The organism is Roseburia rectibacter, from assembly GCF_014287515.2.
Taxonomy (GTDB): Bacteria; Bacillota; Clostridia; order Lachnospirales; family Lachnospiraceae; genus Roseburia; species Roseburia rectibacter.
This window is the reverse complement of the sequence record NZ_CP092473.1, coordinates 2,593,985-2,612,197: the sequence shown is the minus strand read 5'-3', so window position 1 is coordinate 2,612,197 and position 18,213 is coordinate 2,593,985. Positions and strand designations below refer to the sequence as shown.

Annotated in this window: 14 protein-coding genes; 11 read left to right on the top strand and 3 right to left on the bottom strand. The window is 43.2% G+C overall.

Annotated features, from left to right (window positions below; all coding sequences use genetic code 11):
- Positions 1–48 precede the first annotated feature (48 nt).
- Positions 49–600, top strand: coding sequence for a phosphatase PAP2 family protein (locus H8S51_RS12275; protein WP_186899155.1), 552 nt, complete (start codon positions 49–51; stop codon positions 598–600).
- Positions 601–668: 68 nt separating this feature from the next.
- On the opposite strand, the gene asnB is transcribed toward H8S51_RS12275, so the two are convergent.
- Complete coding sequence (gene asnB, locus H8S51_RS12270; protein ID WP_186899156.1) at positions 669–2,516, bottom strand: asparagine synthase (glutamine-hydrolyzing); 1,848 nt, start codon at positions 2,514–2,516, stop codon at positions 669–671.
- A gap of 183 nt (positions 2,517–2,699) precedes the next feature.
- Here asnB and H8S51_RS12265 point away from each other — a divergent pair, with 183 nt between their 5' ends.
- The 5 genes from H8S51_RS12265 to H8S51_RS12245 all read left to right on the top strand — a co-directional run bounded on the left by H8S51_RS12265 (position 2,700) and on the right by H8S51_RS12245 (position 8,928).
- Positions 2,700–5,093, top strand: coding sequence for a histidine kinase N-terminal 7TM domain-containing diguanylate cyclase/phosphohydrolase (locus H8S51_RS12265; RefSeq protein WP_186899157.1), 2,394 nt, complete (start codon positions 2,700–2,702; stop codon positions 5,091–5,093).
- 139 nt (positions 5,094–5,232) lie between these two features.
- Positions 5,233–5,931: a DUF975 family protein gene (locus H8S51_RS12260; protein WP_186899158.1), complete on the top strand. Its 699-nt coding sequence runs from the start codon at positions 5,233–5,235 to the stop codon at positions 5,929–5,931.
- A gap of 78 nt (positions 5,932–6,009) precedes the next feature.
- The gene (locus H8S51_RS12255) at positions 6,010–7,848 is read left to right on the top strand and encodes a S8 family peptidase (RefSeq protein ID WP_186899159.1); all 1,839 of its coding nucleotides are present in this window, start codon (positions 6,010–6,012) and stop codon (positions 7,846–7,848) included.
- 28 nt (positions 7,849–7,876) lie between these two features.
- Complete coding sequence (locus H8S51_RS12250) at positions 7,877–8,290, top strand: DUF3592 domain-containing protein (protein ID WP_241070701.1); 414 nt, start codon at positions 7,877–7,879, stop codon at positions 8,288–8,290.
- Between the two features lie 125 nt (positions 8,291–8,415).
- On the top strand, positions 8,416–8,928 hold the full coding sequence (locus H8S51_RS12245; RefSeq protein ID WP_186899160.1) for an NUDIX hydrolase: 513 nt from the start codon (positions 8,416–8,418) through the stop codon (positions 8,926–8,928).
- On the opposite strand, the gene H8S51_RS12240 is transcribed toward H8S51_RS12245, so the two are convergent.
- Positions 8,925–10,280, bottom strand: coding sequence for an MATE family efflux transporter (locus H8S51_RS12240; protein ID WP_186899161.1), 1,356 nt, complete (start codon positions 10,278–10,280; stop codon positions 8,925–8,927). The genes H8S51_RS12245 and H8S51_RS12240 overlap by 4 nt on opposite strands.
- Before the next feature lie 301 nt (positions 10,281–10,581).
- Between H8S51_RS12240 and feoB the strand changes: the two genes are divergently transcribed.
- From feoB to H8S51_RS12225, 3 genes are all read left to right on the top strand, one after another.
- The gene (feoB, locus tag H8S51_RS12235; protein WP_186899162.1) at positions 10,582–12,918 is read left to right on the top strand and encodes a ferrous iron transport protein B; all 2,337 of its coding nucleotides are present in this window, start codon (positions 10,582–10,584) and stop codon (positions 12,916–12,918) included.
- Positions 12,919–12,946: 28 nt separating this feature from the next.
- On the top strand, positions 12,947–13,585 hold the full coding sequence (locus H8S51_RS12230) for a polysaccharide deacetylase family protein (RefSeq protein WP_186899163.1): 639 nt from the start codon (positions 12,947–12,949) through the stop codon (positions 13,583–13,585).
- Between the two features lie 208 nt (positions 13,586–13,793).
- Positions 13,794–14,747 (top strand): DnaJ C-terminal domain-containing protein, encoded by a 954-nt coding sequence (locus H8S51_RS12225; protein ID WP_186899164.1) that lies wholly within the window; start codon positions 13,794–13,796, stop codon positions 14,745–14,747.
- 6 nt (positions 14,748–14,753) lie between these two features.
- Here H8S51_RS12225 and H8S51_RS12220 read toward each other — a convergent pair whose 3' ends face one another.
- The gene (locus tag H8S51_RS12220; protein WP_117919363.1) at positions 14,754–16,091 is read right to left on the bottom strand and encodes a polysaccharide biosynthesis protein; all 1,338 of its coding nucleotides are present in this window, start codon (positions 16,089–16,091) and stop codon (positions 14,754–14,756) included.
- Positions 16,092–16,162: 71 nt separating this feature from the next.
- Here H8S51_RS12220 and H8S51_RS12215 point away from each other — a divergent pair, with 71 nt between their 5' ends.
- Together H8S51_RS12215 and H8S51_RS12210 are read left to right on the top strand one after the other, a co-directional pair.
- On the top strand, positions 16,163–17,323 hold the full coding sequence (locus H8S51_RS12215; RefSeq protein ID WP_117919360.1) for a cysteine desulfurase family protein: 1,161 nt from the start codon (positions 16,163–16,165) through the stop codon (positions 17,321–17,323).
- 219 nt (positions 17,324–17,542) lie between these two features.
- Positions 17,543–18,193: an HAD family hydrolase gene (locus H8S51_RS12210; protein WP_118209515.1), complete on the top strand. Its 651-nt coding sequence runs from the start codon at positions 17,543–17,545 to the stop codon at positions 18,191–18,193.
- Positions 18,194–18,213: the final 20 nt, after the last annotated feature.

The following is an 18,213-nucleotide window of genomic DNA, read 5'->3' as shown; positions in this document are numbered from 1 at the left end:
AAAAGTAAAATATTCGTAAAAATGTAAAAAAATGGGGTAATACATAAGATGGATGCTTTGTTACATTTAGATGGCAATATTTTATTATGGATACAGGAGCATGTGAGAAATGATATGCTGACACCTGTGATGAAATTTATCACACATTTGGGAGACGCCGGATGGATCTGGATCGCACTCACAGTTTTGTTTCTGCTTTTAAAAAAGATGCGAAAGACCGGGCTGCTTATGACGTGTTCACTGATTGGATCTTTGATCATTAATAACCTTATTCTCAAAAATCTGGTTGCCAGAACAAGACCTTATGAGGCAGTGGATGGATTGCAGCGTATCATAGAAGCGCAGAAGGATCTGTCATTTCCATCTGGTCATACCGGCAGTTCGTTTGCGGCAGCAGTTGTTATTTTTCTCACATGTCCGCGAAAGATCGGAGTACCGGCTCTGCTCCTCGCATTCCTGATCATGTTCTCAAGGCTTTATGTCGGGGTTCATTATCCGACGGACGTTCTTGCCGGAATGGTCACAGGAACACTGATCGCGGTGCTGGTATGTGCGGTATACCGGAGAAAGTTTCCGGACAATGATGTGCAGAAATTCTGAAATATTTTGTTACATGAATTGGAAAATGGCTTGAAAAGTCAAAAATAAAAGACTTTTCAAGCCATTTTTTATATGGAAAGATGATATTTTTCCATCCAGTAATTTAGCTGTATAAAGTAAGCTAAAAGCTGGGGACCTGCCATGAGCTGTCCAAACCAGGGCTTTCCATATTCTTTTGGAGATTCCATAAATTTTTTAACTTTCTTTTTGTCAATAAGCGGAAGAATGGGAGCATTGCTGTCTGCTAAAATATCCGTCATTCGTGAGATCAGAATTTTTTCATAACCCGGATGATAGGTCTTGGGGTAAGGACTTTTTTTGCGGTGCAGCAGTTCAGGCGGCAGAAGATCACAGAAGGCATCGCGTAAAAGGGATTTTTCTACACCGCCCTGGTATTTCATTTCCCAGGGGACGTTGTATACATAATCGATAATGCGATGGTCAGCAAATGGAACCCTCGCTTCAAGACCGGAATACATACTGGTGCGGTCCATGCGGTCGAGCAGTGTCTGCATAAACCATTTGATATTCAGGTAGGCGATCTCTCTGCGTCTGTATTCTTCGGCAGTTTCGTCCGGAAGATGTGGTGTCTTTTTTAAAGATTCTTCGTATCTGGCATGGGAATAAGAAGAAAGATCAAGATTCTTTACGACATCATCGGCAAGAAAAACAGTACGGGCATTTGTATCTGCAGACCATGGAAAACCGTCCTGATGCATCAGCTCTTTGCGGTAAAACCATGGATAGCCGCCGAAAATTTCGTCAGCACATTCTCCGGTCAGTGTTACCTTGTTCTGTTTTTTTACGAGTGAACAAAAATAAAGCAAAGAGGCATCCACGTCCGTCATACCAGGCATATCTTTCGCATCTACGGCAGTATAGAGCATGTCGGCAAGTGTTTCCTGTGTACATTCCAGATAGGTATGGTTTGTTTTACAATGCTTTAACATGCAGTTTACATATGGAAGATCGCGTTCCGGCTGAAAGGAATTGGATTGGAAATAAATATCATTTTCCGTAAAATCGAAGGAAAAAGTATTTAGGGTTTTGCCATGTGCGGTCTGGTAAGATGCGGCAAGGGCAGTAACGATGCTTGAATCAATGCCGCCGGATAAAAATGTACAGATCGGTACATCGGATACCATCTGCCGTTTTACAGTATCGCGTATGAGGAAAGATACATGTGCTACTGTATCTTTATAGGAGTCCGTATGAGGCAGACATTTCAGATCCCAGTAGATGGTGTCGGAAAGACCGGAGGTGTTAAAACACATGTAATGACCGGGCAGAACTTCGCAGATGCCGCGGAAAATCCCATAGCCGGGTGTGCGTGCAGGACCAACCGCAAGCAGTTCCCTTAAGCTGTTTTTGTCGATGGAAGGTGTCAGATCCGGAAAACAAAATAAGGCTTTGGGTTCGGAAGCAAAAACCAGTTCGTTGTCTTTTACAGAATAAAAAAGAGGTTTTGTTCCTACCCTGTCGCGATAGAGTAAAAGCTGTCCGGTGGCACCATCCCAGATGGCAAAAGCAAAAATTCCGTTTAAGTGAGAGACAAAGGAAGCACCGAAATGCATATAGGCATATAAGATCACTTCTGTATCAGAGGTTGTAAGAAAGTCAAATCCTGCAGCGGTAAGTTCTGGTATCAGTTCATCGGTATTATAGATTTCTCCGTTGTAGGCGATAGCATAATCAGCACCGTTGTGGTGGCGTATCATAGGCTGGGCACCGTGCGTAATATCACGGATGGAAAGTCTCTGATGTGACAGGCCGGCATGCGGTGCCAGATAGATACCGGAAGCGTCGCCGCCACGGTGTATCAGTTTTTGATGCATGGAGATCAGTACATTCTCCCAAAAGGACTGTCTGTCCGTATAACAGCGTTTCAGACTGCAAAATCCTGCAATTCCGCACATAAGTTCACTCCATTTTTTGAAAACAGATTTATTCCCTGTTAGTATATGCAGACCCATTATATTTATGATAAATTGCTATCAAAAAAATGATAAAAACAGTCGGATTTCCCGGAAAAACTTGGAATTATATATTGGAATATGTTATACTTAATAAGTTATTATTTTTAATTGGAGGAAACGGCTTTGACGCTGGATAGTTTATATATTGGAGTTCCGATCGGAGCGTTTTTCTGCTTCCTGTTTATATTCTTTTCCTTCCTGAATGCGGCGGATGCAAAAGCAGTCAGGTATTTCAGACAGATTCTTTTATCCTGCCTGATATGGACAGGCGGCATGGTAATGATGCGTATGCAGATCATGCCTGGAATACGGTTCTGGTTTCATGTGTCGGTGTTCGGACTGTTGACGGTGCCGATTTTTATGTATGCCTTTTTGTTTTATATGCTGGAGATCAGAAAGAATGGATTCCTGATCGGATTTTGTATCGCTACTGCAGCAGCAATGGGGATCAATATTGCTACAGAGGTATTTATCCCGGAACCGGATATCGTCAGATATACGGATGGAAGTATAGGATATACTTATCATATATTGTGGGGAAGTTATCTGTTGGCAGTTGTGGAGGCAGGCGTGATCGTATATGCGACCGTTCTGGCACACAGGGCGATCGGCAATAAACTGGAAAAACGAAAGAAATTATTTCCTTTGCTGCTTGGGACAGTTTTGGTTTTGACCGGCAATCTTTTGGATGCATTGCCGGGCAATCAGTTCCCTTACGATATGCTCGGTGGCATTTTTATGGCGTTGTGTCTGTTGTATATCATGTGGCACAAGTATCTGTTTGATCTGTCAAACCGTATCGTGATCGGATGCATCTATTCTGTTGCACTGGCAGTCAGCCTTCTCCCGGTATTTAATTTTAATCATAATGCACAGAGGTATCTTGGCAGTGTATTGCCGGAAATGCAGCAGAAGATCATAGTGATCGTGCTTGGATTTATGGGATGGTCGTTGTTTATATTTTATCTGGCAAGAAAAATGGCAGAAGGAGTCATGCAGGGACAGAACAGAAAACAGATTGAAGTATTGCGTTGTTTTCAGAATGAGTCGGCATCCGTATTTCGGCAGGAAGAACTGTTTGATAAAATGATCGGTGTGGTAAATGAGATGTTTCCGGTAATTGATGTTTTTATCTTTACCAGAAATGAAAATAAATTTACACTCGCAAAAACAGGCAGTGGACAGATGCCGGGGCAGGAAGAACAGGATGAGATCGCAGCTATGCTGGAGGAACCGGGAATAGGCGAACGTTCTGAGATTTCCCTGATGAAGTATGACAATGAGATACAGGGGTTTATTTATATAAAACTCGAAAGGCGGACCAGACTCAATTATTTAGAGAGAGATTACTATTGGAGAATTGGATTATATGCCAGTGTATGTCTGAAAAATATCCGTACATATCAGGAAGTATATCAGATATCGATCCATGATGAACTGACAGGACTTTATAACCGGGGATATTTTAAAAAATTTCTGATGGAAAACTGGAAAGTGGGACAGCCGGTGGCTCTTTTGTATCTTGATCTGGATGATTTTAAGCTCTTTAACGAGCTGTATGGAGAAGAGTGTGGAGACCGTATCTTAAAATGGTGCGGGCATATCATAGAGAATACGGTAGGATGTCAGGGAGAAACGTTCCGGTTTGGATCAAATGAATATGTTGTTTTGATCAATTCGGGGGAAAAGAGAGAAGTTTCGTTGATCGCACAGAAAATACAGAAGAATTTCCTGATTGAGGATAAGGAAAAGCCGGATGTACTCCAGCCGGTCACTGCAAGTATCGGTATTGCATTTTATCCGGATACAGCTTCCGGAGAGGATGAGCTGCTCAGTCAGGCAGAACGTGCAAATTTTTATGCAAAACGGGATGGAAAGAACTGTATTAAAATTTATGGAGAACGCACGGAAGATGAGATCGAGGATCAGAAGGCAGAAAAACATTATGAACAGATCGCACCGACCATCTATGCACTTACTGCAGCAATTGATGCGAAGGATTCGTATACATTTGAGCATTCATGTCATGTATCGGATTATGCAGTTCTGCTTGCAAAGAAAATAGGACTTTCACCAGATGATATTGAAATTGTAAAAGAGGCGGGACTGCTTCATGATATCGGGAAAATCGGTATTCCGGAAAGTATCCTGAAAAAACAGGGAAGACTAAATGCTGAGGAATATGAGATCATGAAAACACATGTCACAAATTCGATTGAGATGATCCATTTCCTGCCTAATATGAACTATGTGATACCGGCTGTATTATCACATCATGAGAGATACGACGGAAAGGGATATCCGAGAGGTCTGAAAGGAGAAGATATCCCTTTGCTTGGACGTATACTTGCAGTGTGTGATTCGTTCGATGCGATGACAACAAAGCGTTCTTACAAGGAAGCAATGCCGGTAGATTATGCGATCAGTGAGTTAGAACGTAACAAGGGAACACAGTTTGATCCAAAGTTGTCAGAGGCATTTGTTGAACTGCTGAAAGAAGGAAAGATAGAGGTATAACTGCAGCCTGATTTAAAAATTAAGATTTATGAAAAATTTTTAAAAATTTTTTAAGATTGCGCTGTTTATGATGACAATGAAACGTTAATATGTTAAACTGACGAAGTGAAAAATGTTTTTATTTAAGGAGGAGTTTAATATGTGGAACAGAAGTGATTTAAAAAGCAATGCAAAACTTGCATTGAAAGCGAATTACTGGAAAGCGGTATTAGTTGGGTTGATCCTGTCGCTTATTTTGGGATCAGGTTCGACAGCTACCAGAAATTCAGCAAAGTCATCAACGGATGGAATGGCATACATGGACCCGGCAGTTTTATTTTCCGTGATCGGAATTATCTTAGCAGCGGTACTCGTTGCCATGGTGATCAGTATACTGCTCAGTATTTTTATCTGGAATCCGCTTGAGGTAGGATGCCAGAAATTCTTTGTAAACTGTAAATATGGCAATGCACAGTTAGGTGATCTGGCACACGGATTTAAAAACGGATATGCAAATATCGGTGTGATCATGTTCCTTCGCGGACTGTTTACCGCACTTTGGAGTTTGCTGTTTATCATTCCTGGTATTGTGAAAAGTTATGAATATATGATGATCCCATATCTGTTAGCAGAGCATCCGGAAATGACCAGACAGGAAGCATTTGCAGAGAGTAAGCGGATGATGGATGGAAATAAATGGAATGCATTTGTTTTAGATCTTTCATTTATCGGCTGGACATTGTTAGGCATCTGCACAGTCGGTATTCTTCTGGTATTTTATGTAGAACCATACATATATCTGACACATGCAGAGTTATATCATGCATTAAAAAACAATAATAAGTCGGTAGAATTTTAAAAATAAAAACAATAAGTCATAAAATCCCCCGCAGCCGCATTTCTAATAAGTAAAGGAGTGCGATCGCGGGGGATTTTTATGTCCAATGAGAAAATAGAAAATCTGTTGAATCTTGCACTCGATGCGACAGAGCAGGAACGCGAAAAGTCGTTAGATCTTGATACAGGATACGACAAGGAGGAACGAACATGGGAAGTGATCGTGAAGTTTGGAGGAACGGAGGAATCGTTAAAAAGACTGCTTGCACAAAATTTTCCAAAGGAATACGACCGGATAAAAATTACGAATCTGCGGAATGAGTATGCGATCCTGCTTTTGCCGGAGCACATTGTGGAGCTGGTGGCGGCGCTGACAGAGATCGAATATATGGAGAAACCGAAACTTTTGTTTTTTGCAGTGAATAATGGCAGACGTGTGTCGTGCATCAATCCTCTGCAGACCGGACAGATGCAGGGAGGAACAGCCGGAAGGAATGATTTAAGTGGAACCGGCGTAATCGTGGCAGTGATCGATTCCGGGATTGATTATGCACATCCTGATTTCCGGAATGCGGACGGAACGACCAGAATCTTAGATCTCTGGGATCAGACGATTCCAGCAGGCAGTGTGGCAGATCCATTGTCTGAAGAAAACGCGGAACAGTCATTTTTAGAGGCCCCGGCAGGGTATTTTCTTGGAACAGAATTTCCGCAGGCAATGATAAACCGCGCATTAGAGCAGACGACGGAAAGAGAGCGGTATGCGGTATGTCCCAGCCGTGATATTTCAGGACACGGCACCCATGTGACGGGGATTGCAGCCGGAAATGGTATAGCCTCGCAGGGACGGTACAGGGGAGTAGCATATGAGAGTCCGCTTCTGATCGTTAAATTAGGAACACCGGGTGAGCGGTCTTTTCCAAGAACGACAGAACTGATGCAGGCGGTAGATTACTGTATCAGAAAAGCACAGGAGTATGGGATGCCTGTCGTTTTAAACTTAAGTTTTGGAAATAATTATGGTTCACATTCCGGCAATTCCCTGCTGGAAAGTTATCTTGATGATATGGCAGATTACTGGCGCACATCAATTATTACCGGCAGCGGGAATGAAGGGGCATCGGCGGTGCATGCAGCAGGAACCCTGCGCGAAAATGTTACGGAAGAAGTTGAGGTTGCAGTGAGCGGATATGAAATATCACTGAATCTGCAGATCTGGAAAAATTACGCGGATGAGATTGCAGTTTCTTTAATTCATCCTGACGGAAGCAAAGCCGGACCGATCCAGCAGATTTTAGGGCCACAGCGTTTCCGGCTGGGGAATACAGATGTTTTGCTTTATTATGGGGAACCGAGTCCGTACAGTCCTTATCAGGAAATTTATTTTGAACTGCTTCCGACAGACGATTTTATTGACAGTGGTATCTGGACAATACAGTTGCTGCCACAGAAAATCGCAGTTGGAAATTATGATATGTGGCTGCCGGCAGGCGGTGTTTTAAATGAAGGTACCGGATTTGTGCTGCCGTCGGTGGAAACGACTTTAACCATTCCATCGACAGCAGCGCGGGTGATCACAGTTGGAGCCTACGATGGCTATTTTGACCGCGCAGCAGCGTTTTCAGGGCGTGGTTATACGCGTGAGACAAATCAGGTCAAACCGGATCTTGTGGCACCTGGTGTGGATATTACTTCCTGTGCACCGGGGGGCGGGTATGTGGTAAGGAGTGGGACATCGATGGCAACTCCCTTTGTGTCAGGTGGGGCAGCACTGCTGATGCAGTGGGGAATCGTGAATAAAAATGATCTGTATCTGTATGGTGAAAAAATGAAAGCATATCTGATCAAGGGGGCAAGGAGACTTCCTGCGATGCAGTACTATCCCAATCCGGTGTTTGGATGGGGAGCACTCTGCGTGGCACAGAGTCTGCCGGATTGAAACCAGAAGTTGTGGAATGGAGACCAGTATGAATATAGGATTTATGTTACTGGGGATAACAGGAATAGCATACGGGATACTGTTAATACGGATCGGATTTGGCAAATGGAGAAGGCGCATCCGTTGTAAAGTACCTGTTGAAGCAGTGTTTGAGCGGACTGTGACAAAGAAAACAGGGGATCATGTCAGAACATATGCGGTGTTTTCTTATGTCTATCATGAAGAAAAATTTCGCCAGTGTACGATGGAGCGGCTTTCACGCAGAGAAAAAAGTTCACTGGAAAAAGGAAAAACTTATGTGATCCGGATCAATGAGGAAAATCCAAAAAAACTATGTTATCTGCGGAAAAATTTTCAGATGGAAGATCTGTTTACATTTTTCTTAGGTGTTGCATTTTTATTAAGCGGTCTTTTTTATCTGCTGCAGGGAATGTTTTTTTAAAATCAGTTGCCGAAAACATATTTTTGATTATAATAGAAATAAGAACACTTTGCTGTGCTAATGTGTGACAGTGCAAGAAGCTATCACACAACAGTTTGAAAAAATAGGAAATGAGGAAGATACGAATGGCAGAAAAATACGAATTATGGGATATTTATAATGAGAAGAAAGAGCGCACAGGCAGAACGATGAAACGAAATGACTGGTGCTTAAAAGATGGCGAATATCATCTTACCGTACTTGGCGTGATAAAAAGAACGGATGGGCGTTTCCTGATCACGAAGCGTGTTATGACAAAAGCATGGGCACCGGGCTGCTGGGAAGTTTCCGGTGGTGCTGCGATGGCGGGAGAGGATTCTAAGACCGCGGTACTTCGGGAGATTAAGGAGGAAACCGGACTGGATGTCTCTGCGTGGGACGGCGGATATCTGTTTACCTACCGCAGGGATAATCCGGGAGAAGGAGATAACTATTTTGTGGATGTATACCGTTTTTCCGCAGATTTTGATGAGTCGGACATCAGCCTCCAGGAGGAAGAAACAGATGGGTATATGTTTGCTTCCACGGAGGAGATTAAAAAACTTGGGGAAGAAGGAAAATTCCTCCATTATGACAGCATCAGACAGGCTTTTGCCTAATCAATAATGTGATGGTTTAACCATTTTCTTCCGTGGAAGCGGAGTGAAAATACAATTCCACGGATCGTCCAGTCGGCAAACATACCGATCCAGACGGCGATCGGTCCAAAGCCCCATACACGGCAGAGATAAATGCAGAGGCTTACACGGCACAGCCACATCGTGCAGCAGGAAGTGATCATGGAGAATTTTACATCTCCGGCTGCACGCATTCCATATGCGGGGATAAAAGAAAGCACCCAGGAGATTGGTTTTGTGATCGTGATAAAAATGACCATTTTAAAACAAAGGCTGGCACTTTCTGCTTCCATACCGCCTAAGAGGGTGATCGGTTTCGTCAGTGCGAGCACGGTAAGACAACTGATCACGATCGCTGCTTGGGCAAGCCAGGACAGCTTTTTAATGTAATAGATGACTTCATCTTTTCTGCCGGCACCGAGACACTGACCGACTACGGTCATCAGACCGATACCGATACCGATCGCGGCGACACCGTTTAGATTTTCCAGAATATTTGTCATTGCCTGTGCTGCGATCGCGACGGTTCCAAGGGTGGAAACTGTGGACTGGATGGCGAGTTTACCGAACTGAAACATACTGTTCTCGATTCCGGATGGGATACCGATGAACAGTATTTTCTTTATGAGAGAAAAATCAGGACGGATGGAGGCATAATTTTTAATAAAGATTGGCTCATCTTCACTGCGCAGCTTATAGATCACGACAATAGCGCAGAAAATACGGGATGCAAGAGTTGAAATTGCAGCACCTTCCACGCCCATTCCGAAAACAAAGATCAAAAGGGCATTTCCACCGATGTTTAAAAAGTTGGATATGATGGAAATGATCATCGGTTCCCTGCTGTTATTCTGTGCACGCATGATCGAAGCACCGGCGTCATATAATCCGATAAAAGGAAAGGACAACAGCGTGAACAGAAAATAAATCTGTGAGTTTTCCATAACATCTGCTTCTACGGCACCGAAGATTGCACGGAGTAGTGGACCGCGGAACAAAAGGCAGATGACGGATAAGGTCACCGATAAAACAGTCATGACAAAGAGTACCTGTCTGGCAGATTCATTGGCGGCTTTTTTATTGCTGCTTCCAAGATACTGGGAACAGAGGATCGCACCTCCTGCCGCGAGTGCGGAGAGTGCCTGGATCACTAAGACATTGATGGAATCTACGAGAGATACTGCAGAAATAGCTGCAGATCCGACATTGCTGACCATCATTGTATCGGCAGTTCCCATCAGGGAGGAAAGCAGCTGCTCTACAATGATCGGAACTAAAAGTTTCCGCAGATCCTGGTTGCTGTATAAATGAGTAATGGATGTATTTGTTTTCATAAAAATTCCTATTCCTGATTGTGAAAATTTATTTTTACGAAAGTTATTCTAGCACCTTAGTCATAGTTTTTCTACTTGTTATAAAATACTTTTCATGAGAAAATGGCACTGTATTTTTTCTGAAACACGGCACTGTATTTTTTGGGGGAAATTGTACTATATTTTTTCTGGAAAAATTGTACTATATTTTTCGTGGAAAAATTGTACTATATTTTTTCTGGAAAAATTGTACTATATTTTTCCATGGAATAAGTGTATAATCGATAAAGATTATCAATATCAATACAAAGGATAAAGAAAAATGACGCTAAAAGAGTTAGAAATCGGAAAAAGTGCTGTGATCAAAGTAGTCGGGGGAGAAGGGGCACTAAGACAGCATTTTCTGGATATGGGAGTAATACCGGGGGCAGAAGTTACGGTTATCAAATTTGCACCTATGGGAGATCCGATGGAGCTGCAGATTCATGGATATGAGCTGACACTGCGGCTTTCGGATGCAGAGCAGATTGAGATTGAACTGATCAGTGAGCGTTCGCGCAGACATGAGGGCGCAAAAAATATCAACAAATCGGTACATCCGGGACTTGGGGAAGAAGGAAAGTACCATGTGAAGGGAGGCGGAAAGCCGCTGCCGGAGCAGGAAAAGCTGACCTATGCACTTGTCGGGAACCAGAACTGCGGAAAGACAACACTGTTTAACCAGTTGACCGGTTCTAACCAGCATATAGGCAATTTTCCGGGAGTGACGGTCGACAGGAAAGACGGAGCGATAAAAGGTCATCCAAACACGTCGGTAACCGATCTGCCAGGCATTTATTCAATGTCACCATACAGCAGTGAGGAGATCGTTTCGAGAAATTTTGTGCTTGAAGATAAGCCGAAAGCGATGATCAATATTATCGATGCAACCAACATCGAGCGCAATCTGTACCTGACGATGCAGCTTTTGGAGATGGATATTCCGATGGTCATTGCATTAAATATGATGGATGAGATGACCGGAAACTCCGGTTCTGTGGATGTCAACGGCATGGAGGCAATGCTTGGTGTGCCGGTTGTCCCGATCTCAGCGGCAAAAAATGAAGGTGTAGATGAGCTGGTACGTCATGCGCTTCACATTGCAAAATATCAGGAACGTCCGGGAAGGCAGGATTTTTGTGATGAGAGTGACTTTGGAGGAGCCGTGCACCGCTGTATCCATGCAGTTTCGCATCTGATCGAGGACCATGCGAAAGAAGCGCAGATACCGATCCGTTTTGCGGCTTCGAAAATCATTGAAGGGGATCATCTGATCTTAGAAAAACTGCATCTGGATGAAAATGAAAAAGAGGCGATCGAACATCTGATCGTTCAGATGGAAAAAGAGCGTGGACTTGACCGGAGTGCAGCGATCGCAGATATGCGTTTTACCTTTATTGAAAAAGTCTGTGAAAAGACAGTAGTAAAACCCAAAGAGAGCAGGGAAAGGATACGAAGCGAGAAAATTGACCGTATCCTGACCGGAAAATATACGGCAATCCCTTGTTTTATCGGTATCATGCTGATCGTGTTTTATCTTACGTTTCATGTAATAGGAGCGGGACTACAGAATCTTTTACAGATGGGGATTGATGCGCTGACAGCAGCAGTGGATCAGCTCCTTTCTGCTGCAGGTGTCAATGAAGTGTTGCATGACCTTATAATTGATGGTATTTTTACAGGAGTTGGAAGCATTTTAAGTTTTCTTCCGATCGTTGTGACGCTGTTTTTCTTCCTGTCTCTGATGGAGGACAGTGGATATATTGCCCGTGTTGCATTTTTTATGGATAAGTTATTACGAAAGATCGGACTCTCTGGAAGAAGTATCGTTCCGATGCTGATCGGTTTTGGCTGTACGGTTCCGGCAGTAATGGCAACTCGTACACTGCCAAGTGAGCGTGACCGCAAAATGACGATCTTACTGACACCGTTTATGAGCTGTTCGGCAAAACTGCCGATCTATGCGTTTTTTGTCAGTGCATTTTTCCCGGAATATGGAGCACTTGTGATGTGCGCACTGTATCTGGGGGGAATCGTAATTGGTATTTTAGTCGCACTGCTTTACCGCAAGACACTGTTTCGCGGTGATGCTGTTCCGTTTGTCATGGAATTGCCGAATTACCGTCTGCCGGGGTTAAAAAATGTCATGCAGCTTTTGTGGGAAAAAGCAAAAGACTTTTTGCAGAAAGCATTTACGGTTATTTTCCTTGCAACGATCTGCATCTGGTTCTTGCAGAAATTTGATATTCATTTTAATATTGTATATGATTCGAAAGACAGCATGCTTGCACTGATTTCGAATGGATTAGTTCCATTATTTGCTCCGTTAGGACTTGGGGACTGGCGTATCTGCACTTCCCTGATCAGCGGTGTGATGGCAAAGGAGAGCGTGATCTCTACACTTGAGATCTTATTTAACGGTAATGTACATGCAGCATTGTCAAATGCGGCCGCAGCGTCTCTTCTGGTGTTTAGTCTGCTCTATACGCCTTGTGTTGCGGCACTTGCAGCAATCCGGCGCGAACTTGGCAGAAAATGGGTGGCAGGCGTGATCATCTGGCAGTGTCTGGTTGCGTGGATCGCAGCATTTTTAGTACACGGGATTGCTCTGCTTTTCTAAAAAAAGTGTATTGTAAAAGGAGATTGGTATGGTGGAGAAAAAATTAGTGGCATTGACCTTTGATGACGGACCGACGCCGGGGATCACGGATCAGGTTCTGGATGTATTGGAAGCAAATCAGGTTGTGGCAAGTTTTTTCCTGATCGGGCAGAAGATTACGGAAAAGTCCGAATATCTTGTGAGACGGGCATATGAGATGGGATGTTCGATCGAGAATCATTCCAGGACACATCCGGGGATGCCGGAACTTAAGGAACAGGAAATTTTAGACGAAGTCAGTTATACGACAGAACAGATCGTGCGTATTACCGGGGAACAACCAAAGTTTTTCAGACCGCCATACATCAGCTATAACCAGAAAATGTATGATCTGATCGATCTTTATTTTATCTGCGGATATGGATGCGAGGACTGGGAACCTTCCGTGACAGCACAGGAACGGATAAACCGGATTCTTCATGATGCAAAGCCGGGATTTATTATCTTGCTGCACGACATGGAAGATAATGTGCAGACGGTTGAAGCGATAAAGACAATTATTCCGGCATTAAAAGAACAGGGATATGAATTTGTCACAGTAAGGGATCTGTTCCAAAAGAGTGGTATTTCACCGCAGAAAAATGTGATCTATATGGGAGCGGACGAAGTAAGAAAAAATTATGAATAAAATATTTGTAAAATGTTAGCACTCTGGCTTGACGAGTGCTAAAACAAGTGTTATAGTATATCTGCAATAAATGTAAAACCAAGATCCCAGACAGAAAAGCGAAGCACATCGCCATGGGAGAGATAGATTGCCGGGAGAACCGGAGATAAAACAGAGAGGCGATGTAAGAGGTCTCTCTGTTTTTGTTTTGATTGGAGGTAGTGCAATCATGAAAAGAGATTACTATGAAGTACTTGGAATTGATAAAAATGCGGATGCGTCTGCGATAAAAAAGGCGTATCGGAAACTTGCAAAAAAATATCACCCGGATACGAATGCGGGCGATCCGAAAGCAGAGCAGATGTTTAAGGAAGTCACGGAGGCATATTCTGTATTAAATGATCCAAAGAAAAAGAAATTATATGATCAGTATGGAATGGCTGCGTTTGAGGAAGGATTTTCTGAGGAGCAGGCAGGGCGTGCTGCAAATGGAGGTGGATTCTCAGAATTTCATTTTGAAAATGGCAATGCAGGAGATTTCTGGGATGATATGTTTGGCCAGTTCTTTGGCGGCGGCAGCAGAAGAAATGCAGCAGGAGAAGGCGGTTCCTACGGCAGCGGATTTTATCAGGAATTTACCGGAGGAAGCAGCGGGCACTTTAGCGGCGGGCGCGATGTGGAAGCGGAAGTGGCTGTAGATTTTGATGAGGCAGCATTAGGCTGTGAAAAAGTCATAAGATTAAGCGGAAATGATGGAAAGATCCAGTCGTTTAAAGTGCGTATCCCGGCGGGGATGGATGATGGAGAGCAGTTAAGGCTGAAAGGAAAAGGACATGCCGGCACAGACGGTACCACAGGAGATCTGTTTTTGAAGATAAAGATCCGCCCAAAGAATGGCTGTGAGAGAAAAGGACTCGATATCTATACGACTGTCACAATACCATATGCCACGGCTGCACTTGGAGGAAAAGCCAGAATCCATACGCTCTACGGGGATGTAGACTGCAATATTAAGAGCGGAACGCAGGATGGCAGTAAGATCAGGCTGCGTGGAAAAGGAATCGTTTCCAGAAAGAATCCGTCCGTGCATGGAGACCAGTATGTAAAAGTACAGATTCAGGTACCAAAATACTTAAGCCCTGAGGCAAAGAAAAAACTACAGGAATACAGTGCAGTGTGTTAAAAATAATTATTGATTTAAAGATGTTTTACGCAGCAGTATAAGAATGGAGAGAAGTGCCGTGGCTGCCTGGCTGACAAGGATTCCCCAGAGATAGCTTCTGATCCCGAAGGTGGGGACAGCAAGCAGAACAAACAGAATTCTTATAGTGCAGGAAATCAGGTTTAATTCAAATGTGATGCCGGGATGTCCGAGACCATGCAGGATACTGCTTAAGGTAGAACTCAGATACAGAAATGGACAGAGCCAGCCGAGAGTTGCAATGAATGTTCCGGCAAGAGCATTTTTGAATAGAAAATTGCCGAGAAAATTTCCGGTGATAAGAAAGCCGGCGGTTGAGATAAAACCAAGCAGAAGGCAGGATTCAATTGTTTTTTTTATGGTGTAGAGGATTTTGTCTCTTTTGCCGGCAGCCTGTGCTTCCGATATCGTAGGGAGCAGTAAGACGGAAACGGAATTTGTGAGAACGGAGGGAAACATGATGACAGACATTGCCATTCCAGTGAGAATGCCATATACGCTGAGTGCTTCTGATTGTGTATAGCCAAATGCCAAAAGACGGTTTGGCAGCATAACATTTTCAAACCCTGCAAATAGATTTAAAACGATACGGTTTGAAGTTAATGGAACTGCCATGGAGAGCAGATTTCTGGTGCAGGTATACAGATAGTTCCTGTTTTTTCCGGCTGTATGCTGATTTGTACCTGAAATGCGGAAAACACTTACAGATACCAGTGTGCTTGCCATCTCACCACAGACGATGCCCCAGACGACCATGGAAAGTGTTAGAGATCTTCCTTCACTGATAGCGATCTGATACATCAGATAAACGCTTCCAACGCGTGCTAATTGCTCTGTCAACTGGCAGAGTGAAGGGACGGCAGTTTTTTTCAGCCCATAATAGTAGCCGTTGATGCAGGCATGGATGCAGCAGGGGATAAAAGAAAAGGAAAGAACAGAAAGAAGAGGGATACACCGTTTATCCCCCAGCCAGGAGACGGCAATGAAATCTGCATAATGATAGAGAATAAGGCCACAGAGCGCAGAAAGGCACAAGGACATGACAAGCCCGATCGAGAGATAGGTTTTTGCCCCTGTGCCGTTTTTTTTACCAATTTCCATGGAAACAAATTTGGATATGGAAGTCTGGATTCCGGCGGCGGTGAATGCAAAACAAATAGCGGTTACTGGTGCGATGAGCTGATAAATACCCAGACCTTCTGCACCAATGGTACGTGATAAGAATATTCTATAGAAGAAACCTATGATGCGGGTAAGGATTCCGGCAAGGGTGAGAAAGAGGGTTCCGGTTAAGAGCGTACTTTTGGTGGAAGATAATTTTTTCAATAGAAACCTCCAAAGTCAGCCGGAAAATCCGGACTTAGTTCATTTTAATATATGAAGGAAGCGGGGAGAAAATGAATCAAATTGAAAATAAAGAGAAGGTAATTTATTTAGATAACGCTGCAACTACAAGGATGTCAGAAGAAGTAAAAGAGGCGATGAATCCGTATCTGGAAGAAAAATTTGGAAATGCGTCTACAATGTATGGATATGGGGAAAAGTCGAGACAGGCAATGGAAAAGGCAAGGAAAACCATTGCCGGTACACTCGAGGCAAAGCCGTCAGAGATTTTTTTTACATCAGGTGGCTCGGAATCGGATAACTGGGCAGTAAAATGTATTGCCGGAGAGTATAAACATAAAGGAAAACATATCATCACAAGTAAGATCGAACATCATGCGATATTAAATTCCTGTAAATATTTAGAGGAACTTGGATATGAGGTGACCTATCTGGATGTGGATGAATATGGAATGGTATCACCGGAAGCGGTGTATCGTGCAATCAGGGAGGATACGACACTGATCACGATCATGTTTGGAAATAATGAGGTTGGGACGATTGAACCGGTTTTTTCAATTGGCAAAATTGCAAGAGAAAAAAATGTACTGTTCCATACGGATGCTGTGCAGGCATATGCGCAGGTTCCGATCTCCGTGCGTTATTATCCGGTAGATCTTTTAAGTGCGAGTGCCCATAAATTTCACGGGCCAAAAGGTGTTGGATTTTTGTATATCAGGGAAGGCGTGAAGATTCCGTCATTTATTCATGGAGGATCACAGGAAAAAGGAAAACGTGCCGGGACAGAGAATATTGCCGGAATCGTTGGGATGGGAAAAGCAGCAGAGATCGCCGCAAAAAATATGCGCACAGGAATGTACCGTGAAACAATGCTGCGCAATTATCTGATCGAAAAGATCATGCATGAGATCCCGGATGTCCGTGTCAATGGACACAGAACAAAAAGACTTCCGGGAAATGTATCTGTCAGTTTCCGGGGGGTAGATGGGGCATCCCTATTAATCCTTCTGGATGAAGACGGAATCTGTGCATCCGGCGGTTCTGCATGTAATACGGGAGAGAGCAGGATATCCTATGTGATAAAAGAACTTGGGGTTCCGGAAGATTATGCTGCGGGAACCGTCCGTATGACACTTTGCAGGGATACGAGGCGTGCGGATATTGATGCGGCAGTGGAGTCCTTAAAACGTAATATCGAAAGACTGAGAGACTGAGGATTGGATGTTTATAAAATTTGATATGCAGTGTGAAAAATAACATTTTTCACATGCAAGATTTGTGTTTATGCACAGACTTGATATGCGCAAAAGACAGCGTAAAAATGGGGATTTTATGAAAATATGTGCGATAAAAATAAAATATCAGGAAAATAAACGTACAGAAAAAAGAATGGTATGTTACAATAGAAAAAACAAAAGAAAATGGAGAAAACAATGAGACCGGAATATATTTTTATGGATCTGGATGGAACGATTTCAGATCCGAAAGAGGGAATCACAAAGGCGGTGGCACATGCACTTTCGTATTATGGAATCCAGGTTGAAAATTTAGATACATTAGAGAAGTTTATTGGACCACCGCTTCTGGATTCTTTTCAGGATTTTTATGGATTTTCAGAGGAACAGAGCCGGGAGGCAGTCGGAAAATACAGGGAATATTTCAGCAGGCAGGGTCTTTTTGAGAATGTTTTGTATGATGGAATGAAAGAATTACTTGCGGAAGTTGCTTCACTGGGAAAAAAGATTGTGATCGCGACATCAAAACCGGAAGTATATACTGTACAGATCCTTAAGTATTTTGAAATTGAGCAATATTTTTATTTTGTTGCAGGAAGTACATTAGACGGCAGCAGAAGTAAAAAAGGTGATGTAATCCGCTACGCCCTGGATTCACTTAAAATCACTGCTGATCAGGCAGTAATGGTGGGAGACAGAAAACATGATGTGATTGGTGCAAAAGAAAATGGCATGTATGTGATCGGTGTTTTGTATGGTTATGGTGACAGAATGGAACTTGAAACTGCCGGGGCAGACTGTATTGTTGCGGATATGAATGAATTGAAAGTAAAATTAAATAATATATAAGTAAAATTAACTAAAATTAA